Annotated in this window: 14 protein-coding genes; 9 read left to right on the top strand and 5 right to left on the bottom strand. The window is 74.5% G+C overall.

Features of this window, described 5'->3' with window-relative positions; translation table 11 throughout:
• Positions 1–263: 263 nt before the first annotated feature.
• The gene (locus AB0K34_RS42625) at positions 264–1,115 is read right to left on the bottom strand and encodes a universal stress protein (RefSeq protein ID WP_138635586.1); all 852 of its coding nucleotides are present in this window, start codon (positions 1,113–1,115) and stop codon (positions 264–266) included.
• A 202-nt stretch (positions 1,116–1,317) separates the two neighbouring features.
• On the opposite strand from AB0K34_RS42625, the gene AB0K34_RS42630 reads away from it, so the two are divergent.
• The 4 genes from AB0K34_RS42630 to AB0K34_RS42645 all read left to right on the top strand — a co-directional run bounded on the left by AB0K34_RS42630 (position 1,318) and on the right by AB0K34_RS42645 (position 4,980).
• Positions 1,318–2,196, top strand: coding sequence for a universal stress protein (locus tag AB0K34_RS42630; protein WP_138635587.1), 879 nt, complete (start codon positions 1,318–1,320; stop codon positions 2,194–2,196).
• Positions 2,197–2,391: 195 nt separating this feature from the next.
• Positions 2,392–3,141, top strand: a complete 750-nt coding sequence (locus AB0K34_RS42635) for a hypothetical protein (RefSeq protein ID WP_301174929.1) — start codon at positions 2,392–2,394, stop codon at positions 3,139–3,141.
• Positions 3,138–4,004 carry a universal stress protein gene (locus AB0K34_RS42640; protein ID WP_138635588.1) on the top strand — a complete coding sequence of 289 codons (867 nt, stop codon included), beginning with the start codon at positions 3,138–3,140 and terminating at the stop codon, positions 4,002–4,004. Before AB0K34_RS42635 ends, AB0K34_RS42640 begins: the two co-directional genes overlap by 4 nt.
• Positions 4,005–4,125: 121 nt before the next feature.
• On the top strand, positions 4,126–4,980 hold the full coding sequence (locus AB0K34_RS42645) for a universal stress protein (protein WP_364554338.1): 855 nt from the start codon (positions 4,126–4,128) through the stop codon (positions 4,978–4,980).
• Positions 4,981–5,029: 49 nt separating this feature from the next.
• On the opposite strand, the gene AB0K34_RS42650 is transcribed toward AB0K34_RS42645, so the two are convergent.
• The 3 genes from AB0K34_RS42650 to AB0K34_RS42660 are packed head-to-tail and all read right to left on the bottom strand — an operon-like array spanning position 5,030 to position 7,596.
• Positions 5,030–5,812 carry an FAD:protein FMN transferase gene (locus AB0K34_RS42650; RefSeq protein ID WP_364554339.1) on the bottom strand — a complete coding sequence of 261 codons (783 nt, stop codon included), beginning with the start codon at positions 5,810–5,812 and terminating at the stop codon, positions 5,030–5,032.
• Positions 5,805–6,227, bottom strand: coding sequence for an FMN-binding protein (locus AB0K34_RS42655; RefSeq protein WP_364554340.1), 423 nt, complete (start codon positions 6,225–6,227; stop codon positions 5,805–5,807). Before AB0K34_RS42655 ends, AB0K34_RS42650 begins: the two co-directional genes overlap by 8 nt.
• A 10-nt stretch (positions 6,228–6,237) precedes the next feature.
• On the bottom strand, positions 6,238–7,596 hold the full coding sequence (locus AB0K34_RS42660) for a ferric reductase-like transmembrane domain-containing protein (RefSeq protein ID WP_364554341.1): 1,359 nt from the start codon (positions 7,594–7,596) through the stop codon (positions 6,238–6,240).
• A 114-nt stretch (positions 7,597–7,710) separates the two neighbouring features.
• On the opposite strand from AB0K34_RS42660, the gene AB0K34_RS42665 reads away from it, so the two are divergent.
• From AB0K34_RS42665 to AB0K34_RS42680, 4 genes are all read left to right on the top strand, one after another.
• On the top strand, positions 7,711–8,451 hold the full coding sequence (locus tag AB0K34_RS42665; protein WP_138635592.1) for a response regulator transcription factor: 741 nt from the start codon (positions 7,711–7,713) through the stop codon (positions 8,449–8,451).
• Positions 8,448–9,872, top strand: coding sequence for a HAMP domain-containing sensor histidine kinase (locus AB0K34_RS42670; RefSeq protein ID WP_364554342.1), 1,425 nt, complete (start codon positions 8,448–8,450; stop codon positions 9,870–9,872). Before AB0K34_RS42665 ends, AB0K34_RS42670 begins: the two co-directional genes overlap by 4 nt.
• Positions 9,873–9,957: 85 nt before the next feature.
• Positions 9,958–10,170 carry a hypothetical protein gene (locus AB0K34_RS42675; RefSeq protein ID WP_364554343.1) on the top strand — a complete coding sequence of 71 codons (213 nt, stop codon included), beginning with the start codon at positions 9,958–9,960 and terminating at the stop codon, positions 10,168–10,170.
• A gap of 3 nt (positions 10,171–10,173) precedes the next feature.
• Positions 10,174–12,864, top strand: coding sequence for a cation-transporting P-type ATPase (locus AB0K34_RS42680; RefSeq protein ID WP_364554344.1), 2,691 nt, complete (start codon positions 10,174–10,176; stop codon positions 12,862–12,864).
• Between the two features lie 12 nt (positions 12,865–12,876).
• Here the strand turns inward: AB0K34_RS42680 and AB0K34_RS42685 are convergent, their stop codons facing one another.
• Positions 12,877–15,189 (bottom strand): heavy metal translocating P-type ATPase, encoded by a 2,313-nt coding sequence (locus tag AB0K34_RS42685; RefSeq protein WP_364554345.1) that lies wholly within the window; start codon positions 15,187–15,189, stop codon positions 12,877–12,879.
• A gap of 176 nt (positions 15,190–15,365) precedes the next feature.
• Here AB0K34_RS42685 and AB0K34_RS42690 point away from each other — a divergent pair.
• A partial coding sequence (locus AB0K34_RS42690) for a universal stress protein (protein WP_364554346.1) occupies positions 15,366–15,701 on the top strand: 336 nt, incomplete at its 3' end.

The raw sequence follows: 15,701 nt of genomic DNA on the forward strand, positions 1-15,701 counted from the left end.
GGCAGCAGGAACACACCCGACCCGATCATGTTGCCCACCACCAGAGCCGTGGCCATCCACAACCCCAACTTCCGGCGAGCCGGTCTCGCACTCATCAGCGCCTCCTCTCATCGGCGGCTGATCGCCGCGATCTCAGCCGATCACCGAGGCCGCGGGCCGGGCGCCGGGCGTCTGTCCCCGGGCCGGCAGACCAACGTCCTGTTCCGCTTGGCCCGCCGGACCCGATCCGGACATGCGGCATCCGGCGCACCGGGATCGGTGGGTCACTCGTAGGGACGGACGACCGCGACGGGGCAGCGGGCGTGGTGGATCAGCCCGTGGCTGACCGAGCCGAGCGGGAACGACCGTCCCCGGGAGCCGACGACGACAAGGCCGGCGCCGGCCGAGGTACGGCCGAGCGCCTCGACCGGGTGGCCGATGACGACGTCCTCGATGACCTCGACGTCCGGGTGCCGAGTCCGCCAGGGCGCCAGCGTGGCGGCGAGGTGTTCGCGGCGTGTGTCGGCGATGATCTGCAGGTCCACGCCCGCTTCGACGGCGAGCGGTGCGGGATGCCAGGCGTGCAGCGCGCGCAGCCGCGCTTCGCGTGCGGCCGCTGCGGCGAACGCGTGGTCGAGCGCGGCCGCGGGATCCTCGACCAGGTCCAGCCCGATCACGATCTCGCCGGACGCGGGCTCGTCCTGGCCGCGCACCACGATCACCGGGCCGGGGTAGCGCCCGGCAAGACGCAGGGCGGTGGAGCCGAGGAGCAGCCCCGCGAAACCGCCCCGCCCGCGGTGCCCGACGACGACCTCGGTGGCGTCGCCGGCGTACTGGCGGAGCCCGGCCGGCACGTTCCGCTCATGGACGAGCATGGTCTCCACGGTGAGTTCCGGCTGCTGCCGCAGCGCCTGGGCCCGCCCGTCCTCCAGGATCCGGGTCGCCGCCCGGACGAGTTCCTCCGAGATCCCGTCTGTCGTGCGTCCCGGCAGGTCCAGCGTCGCCGACTCCACGACATGGACCAGATTCAGGGACTTCCCGAACCGTGCGGCCTCGTCCGCGGCCCAGGTGATGGCGTGGTCGGAAGCGGACGAGCCGTCGACTCCGACGAGAACTGTCGTTCGTTGCGCGGACATGTGCGTCTCCTTGGGGGGCCCGTCATTTGGACCAGCCCCTTCAGGGTTGTTCTGGGCGGATGTGCGTTCCAGGGACTTTCGTCATCGCGGGCGCGGCCGTTCGGCCCGTGCCGGCGTCCGCGTTCGGTGAAGCAGTGCGTTCAAGCTCTGGAGGGAGGGGATGTAGGGGTCCAAGGGGGCACGCGCAAGGCGGGGAGACGGCATGAGCTCAGAGACGGTCACCGGTGTCGTCGCCGGTTACGACGGTTCGCAGAACGGCGTCCACGCCTTGGACTGGGCCGCCGAGGAGGCCCGGGCACGCGGCCTGCCCCTGACCGTGATCCACGCGTGGCAGCCCTACGGCGGAGGCTCGATGGCCATGCCGATGGTGGACCTGGGGCCTCTGGCGCAGGAGACCTTGGACGGTGGAGTCGAGCACGTCCGGAAGCAGGCGTCCGATGTGCCGGTCCAGGGGGTGCTCGAATGCGGGCGGCCCGCCGCCAAGCTGATCGAGGCGGGCAAGAGCGCCGCCCTGATCGTGCTGGGGCCGCGGGGCCTCGGCGGGTTCACCGGCCTGCTGCTCGGGTCGGTCAGTGCCCAGGTGGCCGCGCACGCTTCGTGTCCCGTGGTCATCGCCAGGGGCGCTCCGGACCGGCAGCCGGGGACGGAGCCGGGCCGTGCCGTGGTCGGCGTGGACGGTTCACCGGCATCCCAGGCCGCGCTGGCGATGGCGTTCGCCGAGGCTGAACTGCACGGACTGTCCCTGCACGCGGTGGCGGCCTGGGAGCCGGCGCCGTTGAAGGATCTTCCGCCGCTGGTCGACGAGACCGGCATGCGGGAGGCGGCCACGGCACGGCTGGAGCAGTTGACGGCCCCGTTGCGGGACCTTCACCCGGGAGTGGACGCGCAGGCCGAGGTCCTGGTCGGCCATCCGCGTGAAGTCCTGCTGAATGCCGCGCAGGGCGCGCGTCTACTCGTCGTCGGCTCGCGGGGGCTGGGCGGCTTCCGCGGCCTCCTGCTCGGATCGGTCAGCCATGCCCTGCTGCAGTACGCGCCCTGCTCGGTAGCGGTCGTCCACGCACCCCCGAACCCCACCGACTAGCCCTCACCGGAATCCACGGCTGCTCAGCGGCTGATCGACCCTCACCCACGCCGCAGAGGCCCGGCGGCCAGTGCCACCGGCCTGTGTCCCGCTCCTCCAAGGCCGAAGGTCCGCCCTGCAAGGGGGCGGAAGCCTCTGAAAGCTCATCGGGCAGAGGGGAAGCGTGGAGAGGACAGCCGAGAGGGGATGGGAACAATGAGAACGACCCTTCGCAGCACCGCGTTCACCGTTCTCGCGGTCGGCGCCTACGCGGCCCTGGTGCGTCCTCGCCTGCTGCGCTGGGGCGCGACGCGGGAAGAGGCGAGCACGTCCTATCCCGGTGACGATCTCATTCAGGGGGCGACCGCGCAGTCGACCATGGCGGTCTCGCTGCCCGCGCCGCCCGAGGACGTCTGGCCGTGGCTGGTCCAGATGGGATGCGGGCGGGCCGGCTGGTACAGCTGGGACCTCCTCGACAACAGGGGTGAGCGGAGCGCCGCCGAGATCCATCCCGGGTGGCAGGACGTGGCCGTCGGCACCCGCTTGCCCGCGGTGCCCAGCGGGGCGGTCTACTTCGTCGTCGCGGTCCTCGACCCCGCGAGGACGCTGGTGCTCAGGTCCGACCTCGAACTTCCGTCCGGACGGCCGTTCGACCCGCGCGGCCCGATGCCCGAGGCGTACACCGACGGGATCTGGGCCTTCCACCTGAGGCCGCTGCCCGGCGGCGGGACGAGGCTGATCGTCCGGACGCGCGGCCGCGGGAGGCCGGCCGCGGCGGACCGGCTCGTGGGCCGCCTCTTCGGCGAGCCCGCGCATTTCCTCATGCAGCACCGGCAGTTCCGGAACCTCCGCAGGCGCGTCCGGCGGGACGGCCCGTCCGTTCAGCCGACCGTGCGGGACATCCCTGAACCGGTGGGAGCCGAGGCGCCACACCTCAAGACCAAGACCAAAGGCGGCGGCACATGAGCGAACAGCCCATCACCGGCGTGGTCGTCGGGTACGACGGTTCGGAGGGCAGTGTCCACGCCCTTGAGTGGGCGGCCGACGCGGCGCGAATGCGGGATGTGCCGCTGACCGTGCTCCACGCGTGGGACGTCCGCGTCGGACGCCCGGCCACCATGCCCGCCATCGACCCGAGGGCCGTGGCCGAGGACATCCTGAACGGCGGTATCGAGCGCGCCCGGAGGGCGGCGCCCGACCTCAAGGTGCAGGCGGTCCTCGCGCGGGCGCCCGCCGCCGCCAAGCTGATCGAGGTCGGCGGGAGCGCCGACCTGGTGGTGCTGGGGCCCCGGGGCACCGGCGGCTTCCCGGGCCTGCTGCTCGGTTCCGTGGGGGCACAGGTGGCCGCGCATGCCGCGTGCCCGGTCGTGCTCGTCCGCGGCCGCCTTGATCTGGGTCCGGGCCGGATCATCGCCGGAGTGGACGGTTCCCCGGCGTCCCGGTCGGCGTTGGCACTGGCCTTCGCCGAGGCGGAGGGGCGAGGGTCCGCTCTGAGCGTGGTGGTCGCCTGGGAGCCGGTGTCCGGGAGGGATCTGCCGCCGTTGGTGGACGAGGCCGATCTGCGGTCCGCGGCCGAGGCGCGGCTGGCCCGGTGGATGCGCCCGCTGCGCGAGCGCCATCCGGGGGTGGACGCCGAGATCGATGTCGTGATCGGACAGGCGAGGGAGGTGCTGATGGACGCGGCCGCCGGAGCACGCCTGCTCGTCGTCGGCTCGCGGGGGCTGGGCGGATTCCGCGGGCTGCTGCTCGGCTCGGTCAGCCACACGCTGGTCCATCATGCGCCCTGCCCGGTGGCGGTCGTCCACGCCTCCACGGGGAACGATGTCTAGACCGGCCGGGGCGGCCTTCCCGGCTCGGAACTACGGGCCCTGGGAAGCCGCCCGGCCCGGCACCCAGAGCGGAGGCTCGCGCTCATGGGTGTGAAACCCGCCTGATCGTTGGGAGGAGCCCATGCCCGTACCGGTCGTTGTGGGAACGGATGGGTCCGGCGCCGCGAAGCGTGCCGTCGAGTGGGCGGCCGCCGATGCGGCGCGGCGCCACCGGCCGCTGCACATCGTGCACGCGGCGCGGATCTGGCCGTATCAGGTTCGCCGGTTCACCCCGCCCGATGGCGCGGAGCGAGCGTCACGCGCGGGAAGCGACGTCCTGCTGGAGGCAGAGAAACACGTGCGGGCACGCTGGCCCGAGCTGCGAGTGACCACCGCGCTGGCGGTCAACACGCCGCCCGACGCGCTGCGGGACGAGTCGGAGAAGGCTCTGGAACTGGTCGTCGGCCAGCGCGGGCGCGGCGGCTTCGTCGGTCTGCTGCTCGGTTCCGTGAGCCTTCGCGTGGCCGGGCACTCGCCCGTCCCGGTCGTGGTCGTGCGCGGAGAAGCGGGCGCCGACCGCGGGGAGGTCGCGGTGGGATGGGACATCGAGGACGAGGCGATCGACGTGCTGGAGTACGCCTTCGACGCCGCCGCCGTCCGCGGGGCGCGGCTGCGCGTCGTGCACGCCTGGCAGATCCCCGCGAGCCTCGCCGAGTCCGGGTTCGCCGTTGACGAGGACCAGATGAACGACGAGCGGCGTGCGGGCGTCATCGCCGCCTACGCCCCGCTGCGCGAGCGGTATCCGCTGGTCGAGGTGGTGAACGAGGTGATCGTCGGGCACCCGGTGTCCGCCCTGTCCAAGGTGTCGCGGACGGCTGATCTGCTCGTCGTCGGTGTGAGCCGTCACCGATCGGGCCTGCCCGGGCTCGGTTCCGTCGTCCACGGCGCGATCCATCACGCGGAATGCCCGGTCGCGGTCGTCGGCCCGTCCCGGTAAAGGGCCGGGCGTTCGCCTCGACGAGCGGGGAACCTCCGAACGGGCCGTCCTACAAGCCCGAACCTGCTGGGGAGACGGCTAGGGCGACGTCTCCGAAGCCGGATGTGCACCAGGTGGAGCCGTCGGAGGCCACGGCCAGTGCTTCGATGCCGGGATGCGCCTCCACCCAGGTGCGTGCGGCGCCGCCCATGGCGAAGGCGGCGGTGGCGAGGGCGTCGACGTCGGTCAGGTGGCGTCCGACCAGGGTGATCGACGCGAGGTCGGTGGCGGGGCGTCCGGTCCGGGGGTCGATGATGTGGGCGCCGCGTTCGGCGGTGCCCGAGGTGGCGACCGCGAGGTCGTGTCCGGTCACGGCGGCGATGAGCCGGTCGCGGTGGTGCGGATCGGAGAGGCCGATCTGCCATGGCCGTCCTGGACCGGCCTCCCCGCGCGCCTGGATGTCGCCGCCGCCGTTCACGCAGTGGTCGAGGACGCCGGCCTCGTACAGGATCGTGGACGCCCGCTCGACCGCCCATCCCTTGACCAGGCCGCTGGGGTCGAGCCGTCCACCGGGACGGCAGGTGAACGCCCCTCTGGTGATGCGCTCCAGCACGCGGCAGCGGTGCAGGACGTCGGCGACCTCGGGATCGCATTCGCCGGCCGTGAGACGGCCGTCGGCGAGGCGGGACACCTGGCTGCCGGGACGGTACGGGGAGAACACGTGGTCGGCGTGGTGCAGCCACGCGACGGCCTGTGCCAGCGCCTCGGTGACGGCGGGGGAGGGGCCCGAGCGGATGTCGAACGTGACCGCCGTCCCCATCACGTGCTCGACGTGGCGGATCGCCTCAGGCATGGGCCTGGTCCAGGGCGCTCTGCAGGGACGTGATGTACCCCTCGCTGGTGTAGGTCGCTCCGGAGACCGCGTCGATGCGGGCGTTCCCGGCCGTGAGGGCCTCCTTGGTGAGCCGGGGCAGGGCCATGGCCGCGATCTCCCGGTCGCGGCCGTTCGAGGACGGGGCGCGCAGGACCCGGACGGCGGTGAGATGGCCCTTCGACATCGTGATCTCGACCTGGACCGGCCCGTACTCGGTGTCGACGCTCTGGCCCCGGTAGGTCCCGTTCGCGGCGGCCGCCGCGACTCCGCCGGGCGCGGGCGGTTCCGGGGAGGGCGGACGCGTCACCGGGACCGCCTGGTGGTGCGGTTTCAGCGACAGCAGCAGGACGACGCCCGCGAGGGTCGTCCCGGTGGCGATGGTGGCTCGGCGCATGCTGGGCCTCTCAGAACTCGAACGACTCGGTGCGGATGTGGCGGCGGCGCACGCCGGCCTGGCGGAGGGCCCGCAGCGCGGCGGCGGTCATACCGGGCGGCCCGCACAGGTAGACGTCGCGGTGCCGCACGTCGGGCACGATCGATCGCAGCGCGCGTCCGGTCAGCGGGAGCGAGTACTCGGACGGCTCGTCCACGAAGTAGTGCACGCGGGCGCCGCGTGCGGCGGCGACGGCGTCCAGTTCGCCGCGCAACGCCAGGTCCTCCGGGCGGCGGGCGAGGTAGACGAGGGTGACGTCGCCGGGGAGGGTTTCGAACAGGGTCCGCAGCGGGGTGACGCCGACGCCGCCGGCGAGCAGCAGGGCCCGGTCGTGGTGGGGCCGCGTGCCGGTGAAGCCGCCGTAGGGACCCTCCGCCCACACCCGCGTGCCGGGGCGGAGGTGGGCCAGGGCGCGGCTGTGGTCTCCGGCCTCCTTGACGGTGATCCGCAGCCGGTGGCCGCGCGGCGGCTCGGACAGCGAGTACGGATTGGCCGCCCACCAGAAACCGGGCGCCAGGAACCGCCAGCGGAAGAACTGCCCCGGCTCGGCGCGCAGCCTGCCCAGGTCGCGTCCGGTCATGTAGACGGAGACGACGCCCGGCGCCTCGGTGCGGACGGCGGCGACCCGCAGCCCGTGCCGGAGCCCCCGGATGACCGGTGTGAGGAAGCGGAACCAGACGAGGAGCACGGCGACCCCGATGTACAGCGTGTACCAGGCGCCTCTCGCCCAGGCGTCATCGACGAACTGGGCGCCGTTGGCGAGCTGGTGCGAGAACGCCAGGAAGATCGCGAGGTAGGTCGCGAAGTGCAGGTAGTGCCAGGTCTCGTACCGCAGCCTGCGCCGCGCCGCCCGCGCCGAGGTGATGCCGACGCCGAGGAGCAGGAGGAACCCGGCCGTCCCCTTGAGCATCTCGGGATAGTCGAGGACGACGGTCGCCGTCTGGTGGACGACGTCCGTGCGGGACGTCACCGCGTACCCCCAGATGATCAGCAGGGCGTGCGCCAGGGCGAGCCAGACGGTGTACCGGCCGCCCATCGCGTGCCAGCGGGCCAGCCGGTCGGTGCCGACGCCGCGTTCCAGCGCCGGCACCCGCGCCATCAGGGCCAGCAGGACGGCGCATCCGTAGCCCGCGAGCAGGCCGGTGACGCGGCCCGCCTCGGTCAGCCAGCCGTCCAGCCCGGTGACCGAGCCGGTGCTCCGCCACCACAGCGCGAGCACCAGGACGGCCCCGGCATAGATCAGGACCTGGGGCCAGGAGGACGGGACGCGCCACACCGGCCGCGAAGGCCGGGCGACGGGCCGCTGGACGTCGGGTCTGGTCGTGGTCATGCCGGCCACCCTGCCTACGCAATTTCTGAGTTCCCTATGACAGCGCGGGGAAGACCCCCTTTCAGCGCCTTTTCAGAGGAAACTCAGAGGTGGGAGAGGGATCATGGCGGCACCATGACACAGGACGAATCCGGGGCCGCGGGCCTGCGCCGGGCGGACGGCACGCCCGTCCGGGTCCTGGTCGTCGACGACGAACCGGACCTCGCCGAGGTGCTGTCGCGCGTGCTGGCGTCCGAGGGCTGGGCGGTCCGCACCGCCGGCGACGGCGCCGGGGCGGTCGCCGCCGCCCGCGACTTCCGGCCCGACGCGGTCGTGCTTGACGTGATGCTCCCCGACATCGGCGGCCTCGAGGTGCTGCACCGCCTGCGCGCCGAGGCGCCGGAGGTGTGCGTGCTGTTCCTGACCGCGCGCGACGCCGTCGAGGACCGCATCGCCGGGATCACCGCGGGCGGCGACGACTACGTGACCAAGCCGTTCAGCCTGGAGGAGGTCCTGGCGCGGCTGCGCGGGCTGCTGCGCCGCGCCGGCATGGCCCGGCGGACGGAGGCCGCGCGGCTGCTCACCGTCGGCGGCCTCACCTTGGACGAGGACGCCCGCGAGGTGACCCGCGACGGGCGGCTCGTCGAGCTGACCCCCACCGAGTTCGAGCTGCTGCGGTTCCTGATGCGCAACCCGCGCCGGGTGCTGTCCAAGGCGCAGATCCTCGACCGCGTCTGGGACTACGACTTCGGCGGCCAGGCCCACGTCGTCGAGCTGTACATCAGCTACCTGCGCAAGAAGATCGACGCGGGCCGGGAACCGATGATCCACACCGTCCGCGGCGTCGGGTACGTCCTGCGGCCGGCGGCCCCGTGAGGGGCCCGCGCACGCTGCGGGCCCGGCTCACCGCCGGGCTGGTCGTCCTGCTCGCGCTGAGCTGCCTCGCCGTCGGGATCGCCACCGCGGTGGCGCTCGACCGGTTCCTCGTCGGCCGGCTGGACGAGCAGCTGGCCGCGTCCGGCGGCAGGTTCCCGGCGAGCCTGGAGCACGAGCGGCGCCCGGACGCCGACAACGGCCCGGACACCCGCGGGCAGGCGCCGGGGACCTTCGGCGCGCGGCTGTTCGGGGGCTCGGTGACGCAGGCCGTGGTCGTCCGCGGCGACGCCGTCGAGCCGGTTCCGCTCACCGCCGCCGACCGGCGCGCCCTGGCCGCCCTCCCGCCCGGCGGCCGCGGCCGGTCGCTGTCCCTGTCGGCGCTGGAGGAGTACCGGGTGGCGGCGGTGCGCGGCGACGACGGCGATGTGCTCGTCACCGGGCTGCCGCTGCATCCCGCCGAGGAGACCCTGCACCGGCTGGTCCTGGTCGAGGCCGCCGTCTTCGCGGCCGTGCTCGCCGCCGCCGGGATCGCGGCGGCGGCCTGGGTGCGGCTCGCGCTGCGTCCGCTGCGCCGGGTCGCGGCCACCGCGTCCCGGGTGACCGAGCTGCCGCTGGCCAGCGGCGAGGTGGCGATGCCGGAGCGGGTCCCCGACACCGACCCCCGCACCGAGGTGGGCCAGGTCGGTGCGGCGCTGAACCGGATGCTCGGCCACGTCGAGACCGCGCTGGCGCGCAGGCACGCGAGCGAGGAGCGGCTGCGCCGGTTCGCCGCCGACGCCAGCCACGAGCTGCGCACGCCCGTCGCCGCCATCCGCGGGCACGCCGAGCTGGCGCTGCGCACGTCCGAGCCCGTCCCGGCGGACGTGCGGCACGCGCTCGGACGCATCGAGGCCGAGTCGGTGCGCATGTCCGAACTGGTCGACGACCTGCTCCTGCTCGCGCGCCTGGACGCCGGCCGCCCGCTCGAAGCCCGTCCGGTCGACCTCACCCGCCTCGTCCTGGACGCCACCGCCGACGCCCGCGCCGCCGGCCCGGACCACCGCTGGGAGTTGGTGCTCCCCGAGGAACCGGTGACCGTCACCGGCGACGACCGGCGCCTCCACCAGCTGATCGCGAACCTGCTCGCCAACGCCCGCACCCACACGCCGCCCGGCACCCACGTCACCGTCCGGCTCGCGGTGCGCGGCGAGAGCGTCGTCCTCGACGTGGAGGACGACGGCCCCGGCATCCCGTCCGACCTGCGGGACGAGATCTTCGACCGGTTCGTCCGCGCCGATCCCGGCCGCGCCCGCACCGCGGGCGGCACGGGCCTGGGGCTGGCGATCGTCCAGGCGGTGGCCGTCGCGCACGGCGGACGCGCCGAACTCGCCGACGCCGGCCACACGGTCTTCCGCGTCACGCTCCCGGCCGCGGGCCGGTGAGCGGAGCCGGCCGAAGGACCATCGTCCCGGCCGCCGGTGACCTTGGAGCGCTGACCCGCGACCCGCCCCGCCGGACGCTGGAGACATGAACGTGGTCGCCGAGTGTCAGCAGCGCGCGGACGTAGCGAGGCTGGAACCGCCGCTGCGGCCCCGGGCCGAGCGATTCGACGGGGATCTGGAGGGCATGTTCGTCCAGGCCATGGCGGATCAGGGCGTCGAAGTGCCGCGCGGCGCCGTCCAGGACGAGGTGTGCGGAACAGTGGTGGTCTTCGCTCCCGACCCGCGACGTCACCGCTGAGCCATGCCCGCCAGACGACACCACGCGGGCACCGCGACCGGCCAGGCCGAGCCGAGCGCCGATCCGCGGGAACCCCTGCCGCTGCTGCGCAGGGAACTGGGCACCGGAGACCGGGGCCTGTCCGCGCGCGAGGCGGCCCGGCGGCTGGCGGTCTACGGGCCCAACCAGGTGCGGCGCCGGGAGAAGCGGTCCCTGGTGCGGCTGCTGACGGGCCAGCTCGCCCATCCGCTGGCGTTGCTGCTGTGGGGCGCCGGCGCGCTGGCGTTCATCGCCGGGATGGCGGTGCTGGGCTGGGCGATCCTCGCGGTCATCCTGATCAACGCCGTCTTCGCGCTGCTGCAGGAGCACCAGGCCGAACGCGCCGTGGAGGCGCTGGCGGCCTATCTGCCCGAGCAGGCCCACGTCGTCCGGGACGGACGGAGGCAGGCCGTCGAGGCCGCCGCGCTGGTGCCGGGCGACCTGATCGTGCTGGCGGAGGGCGACAAGATCCCCGCCGACGCGCGGCTGACCGACGGGGCGGTGGAGGTCGACCTGTCGATGCTGACCGGCGAGTCGGCGCCGGTGGAGCGGGTCGCCGCCCCCGCGCGGGAGGGCGCCCCGCTGCTGCGCGAACCGAACCTGGTGTTCTCCGGGACGACCTGCACCGGCGGCGAGGCGCGGGCGATCGTCTTCGCGACCGGCGGGCACACCGAACTCGGCCGCATCGCCGCCCTCAGCCAGCGCGCGCCCCGCCGCGACAGCCCGCTGGAGGTGCAGGTCAAGAAGGTCGCCTGGCTGATCGCGGCGGTCGCGGTCGGCATGGGCGCGGTGTTCCTGCTGATCGGCGCGCTGGTCGGGCTGCCGCTCAGGGACGCGCTGATGTTCGCCATCGGCCTGCTGGTCGCCAACGTCCCCGAAGGGCTCCTGCCGACCATCACGCTCGCGCTGGCGGTCGGCGTCCGCGTCCTGGCGAAGCAGGGCGCGGTCGTCAAGCGGCTCAGCGCGGTGGAGACGCTCGGCTCCACCAACGTCATCTGCACCGACAAGACCGGCACCCTGACCCAGAACCGGATGCGCCTCCAGGCCCACTGGACCCCGGAGACCGGGATCGTCACCACCGCGGCTCCGCCCCCGGCGCTCGCGGAGGCGATGACCGAATGCACCACGGTCTCCGTCGCCGAGAGCGGCGGCCTGCAGGGCGACCCGACCGAGATCGCCCTGGTCGAGGGGGCCGGGACCGACGCCGCCGCGCTGCCGGCCGCCCGCGACGACCGGCGCCGCGCGATCTTCCGGTTCGACGCGCGGCTGCGGCTGATGTCCACGGTCGGGCAGCACGGCGACCGCCTCACCGTCTACGCCAAGGGCGCGCCCGAAGCCGTCCTTGCCCGCACCACCGGTGCCGACCGCGCCGCGGTCATGGCCATCGTGGACGACCTCGCGCGGCGGGGGCTGCGGGTGCTGGCGGTCGCCGTCCGGGAGCTGCCGCCCGGCGGGGAGGTGCCCGAGCGCCGGGAGGAGGCCGAGACCGGGCTGCGCCTCCTCGGCCTGGTCGGACTGTACGATCCACCGCGCCCGCAGGTCGCCGACGCCGTCCGCCGCTGCCACGACGCCGGGCTGCGCGTCCACATCGTGACCGGCGACAACGGCGCCACGGCCGCCGCCGTCGCCGCCGAGGTCGGCATCGGCGTCCCGCGCCTGCGGGTCGTCGCCGAATCCGAGGAGGTCCACGACGACGCCCTGGACGAGCTGCTGACCGGCGACGCCGAGATCGTCTTCGCCCGCTCGTCCCCGGAGACCAAGCTGAAGGTCGCCGACGCGCTGCGCGCCCACGGCCGGGTGGTGGCGATGACCGGGGACGGCGCCAACGACGCGCCGGCCCTGCACCAGGCCCACATCGGCGTGGCGATGGGACGTTCGGGCACCGACGTGGCCCGCGAGGCGTCCACCATGGTGCTGACCGACGACAACTTCGCGACCATCGTCAGCGCGATCGAATCCGGGCGCCGCGTCTACGACAACGTCCGCAAGTTCATCCTGTACATCTTCGCGCACGCCGTCCCGGAGATCGTGCCGTTCCTGGTGTTCGCGCTGAGCGGCGGCCTGGTGCCCCTCCCGCTCACCGTCCTGCAGATCCTCGCGATCGACCTCGGCACCGAGACGCTGCCCGCGCTCGCGCTCGGCCGCGAACCCGCCGAGCCCGGCATCATGAACCGCCCGCCGCGCCCGTCCTCCCAGGGCGTCATCTCCCGCGACATGCTGATCCGCGCCTGGGGCTACCTGGGCCTGGTCTCCGCCGCCCTGGTCATGCTCGTGTTCTTCTACGTCCTGTGGCGCGCCGGCTGGCACCCCGGCGATCCCACCGGCAAGGGCGCCGCCCTGCACCACGCCTACCTGACCGCCACGACGGCGACGTTCGCGGGCCTGGTCACGTGCCAGATCGGCACCGCCATGGCCGCCCGCACCGACCACGCGTCCCTCCGCGAGGTCGGCCTCGCCACCAACCCGCTCCTGCTCGCCGGCATCGCCTTCGAGGTGCTGTTCGCCGCCGCCCTGATCTACCTGCCGCCGCTGCAGGACCTGTTCGGCACCGCCGCCCTGCCCTGGGACGTCCTGGCGATCATCGCCGTGTTCCCGCTCATCGTCTGGGGCACCGACGAGCTCCGCCGCTGGAACCGCCGCCGGGCCGGCCGGCAGGCCCGCCCCGGCGAAGCGTGACGGTTTGGTGCGTCAGGGCCGGGAGGCGTCGTGGACGTCGGCGAGGACGAAGTAGTTCTCCTCCTCCTGCGCGAAATGCAGCCGCAGGACCGCGTACAGCTCCTGGACGGTCCGGCGCAGATCCGCCACCGGCTCGCCCGCGGCGGGCGCGGCGCGCAGCTCCGTGATGAGGGCGCCGATGCGGCGCGTCAGCTCGGCGATCTCGGTATGGCCGCGGCTCATCGCCCCGGTGGGGTCGGCGCCGCCGAGAGCCTTCGCGACCGCCGGGTAGAGCAGCCGCTCGTCCTTGCGCTCATGTTCGGCGAGGTCGGTCAGGAAGCCCGTCAGCGCGTCGAACGCGTCGTCGCGCTCCCGCCCCTCGGACGCCGCGATCGTGTCCGCCAGGACGGGCAGCCGGTCGATGCGCGGCCACAGGGCCCGGTGCTCCTCGTCCAGCCGCCGGACGAGCTCGGCGGCGTCGCCGCGCAGCCGCGGCTCCCGGTCGCGCCCCGGGCCGAGCGCGCGTAGCGCGGCGAGGATCGCGGCCACGTCGATGCCCTCCTGGAGCAGCGCGCCCGCCGCCGGGGCCAGCAGGCCGAACGCCGCGGCGACCATCGCGGCCAGCGACAGCCCCATGCCGACGACCACGCTCTGCCGCGCGACCGACCGGGTGCGCCGCGCGATCGCGAGCGTCTCGGCCAGCCGCTCCAGCCGGTCCACCGTGATCACCACGTCGGCCGCCTCCGACGACGCCGTGGCGCCCCGGGCGCCGAGCGCGACGCCGACCCCGGCCGCGGCCAGCGCGGGCGCGTCGTTGACCCCGTCCCCGACCATCACGGTCGCCGCCCGCTCGCTCTCCGCGCGGGCGACGCCCACCTTCTCCGCGGGGGTGAGGCCGGAGTGCACGGTGTCCGCGCCGATCAGCCGGCCGATCGAGTCCGCGACGTCCGCGCGGTCGCCGGTCACCATCACGGTGCGCTCGATGCCGGCCCGGCGCAGCAGGCGGAAGGTGCGCGGCGCGTCCGGGCGGATCCGGTCGCGCAGCAGCAGGACGGCCGCGACCCGCCCGTCCACCCCGACGAACACGGTGATCGCGCCGTGCGCGGCGGCCCGGCGGCGTACCCGCTCCAACCAGGCCGGGTCGGCTTCACCGGCCCAGCTCGCCTTCCCGACGCTCACCCGACGGCCGCCCACGACGCCGCGCACGCCCTGCCCGGCGGTCTCGGCGACGTCCGACGGCGCGTCGAGCGGCAGCCCGCGTTCACGAGCGCCCCGCACGATCGCCGAGGCCAGCACGTGCGGCGACACCTGGTCGAGCGAGGCCGCCAGGGCCAGCGGATCACCGGCGGGCGCCGGACGGGCGGGGACGACCTCGGCGAGCGCGGGATGCCCGGTGGTGACGGTGCCGGTCTTGTCGAACAGCAGCACCCGCGCCCCGGCGAGCCGCTCCAGCGCGCTCCCGCCCTTCACCACCACGCCCCGCCGCGCGCAGCGCGACAGGCCGGACACGAACGCGATCGGCGCGGCCAGGATCAGCGGGCAGGGCGTCGCCACGACCAGCACCGCCACGGCCCGCACCGGATCCCCGGCGGCCAGCCACGCCGCCCCGGCCACTGCCAGCGTCACCGGGATGAACAGGGCCGAGTACCGGTCGGCGAGCCGCACGAACGGCGCGCTCTCCGCCGCGGCCTCCTCGGTCAGCCGGACGATCCCCGCGTAGGTGCTGGAGGCCGCGTCGTTCGTCGCGCGGAGCTCGAAGGGCCGCCCCGAATTGACGGCGCCGCTGCGCACCTCGCCGCCCGCCGGATGCTCCACCGGCAGCGCCTCGCCGGTGAGCGTGGACTCGTCCAGGACGGCCGTCCCGCCCTCCACCATCCCGTCGACCGGCACCACCTCGCCCGTGCGGACCAGCAGCCGGTCGCCGGGACGCACTTCGGCGACGTCGATCGTGTCCAGGCCGCCGCCGTCCGTCCGGCGGTGCGCGACGCGGGGCGCGAGCGACAGCAGCGCACCCAGGTCGCGGCGGGCCCGCCGCCCCGCGCGGTCCTCCAGCAGCCGCCCGCCGGTCAGCATCACCGCGATCACCGCGCCGGCGAGGGCCTCGCCGACCGCGATCGTCCCCGCCAGCGCGAGGACCGCGATCACATCGCTGCCGAACCTGCGGTGCAGCAGCCCGGCCACCACCCACCAGACCGCCGGGACGAGTGCCAGCACCGTCACCAGGAGCCAGATCAGGTCGCCGGCGGGAGCCCCGGCCGTCCAGCGGACGGCGGCGCCCGCCACCAGCCCGCCACCGGCCAGCGCGAAGAGCACCTCGGGGCCGTGCCGCGCGAGCCCAGTCCGCATGTCCACCTCGATGTCCACCTCGCCGTTCCGTCGAAGCCCGGAACCTTCATGCTTCCCACCCAGGGCCGCGGCTCCCAGGGACGGGCGACTCTTCGGGACAGGGACCTTCGCCCCTGGGGCGGCGCGCGACGGGAGAAGAGCCTGGAAACAGGGAAGGACAACCGAAGGAGAACACGATGTCCGAGCCGATCGTCGTCGGCATCGACGGCTCCGAGGAGTCGGACCGCGCCGTGCGCTGGGCCGCGGCCGAAGCCGTCCTGCGCGAACGCGCCCTGCACATCGTCCACGCCCTGGAGAGCTGGCCCTACAAGGCGCCGCTGTTCAAGCCGGCCCAGAGCACCGAACGGATGACCCGCGCCGGGCACCGGCTGCTGACCGCGACCCGCGAGCGCGTCCAGGAGCAGTGGCCCGCCCTGGAGGTCACGACCGCCCTGGTCGCCGAGGAGATCCCGCAGGCCCTGCACGCCCAGTCGGACAAGGCGTTCGAGCTGGTGCTCGGCAGCCGGGGCCGC

Source organism: Actinomadura sp. NPDC049382 (assembly GCF_040677125.1).
Taxonomy (GTDB): Bacteria; Actinomycetota; Actinomycetes; order Streptosporangiales; family Streptosporangiaceae; genus Spirillospora; species Spirillospora geliboluensis.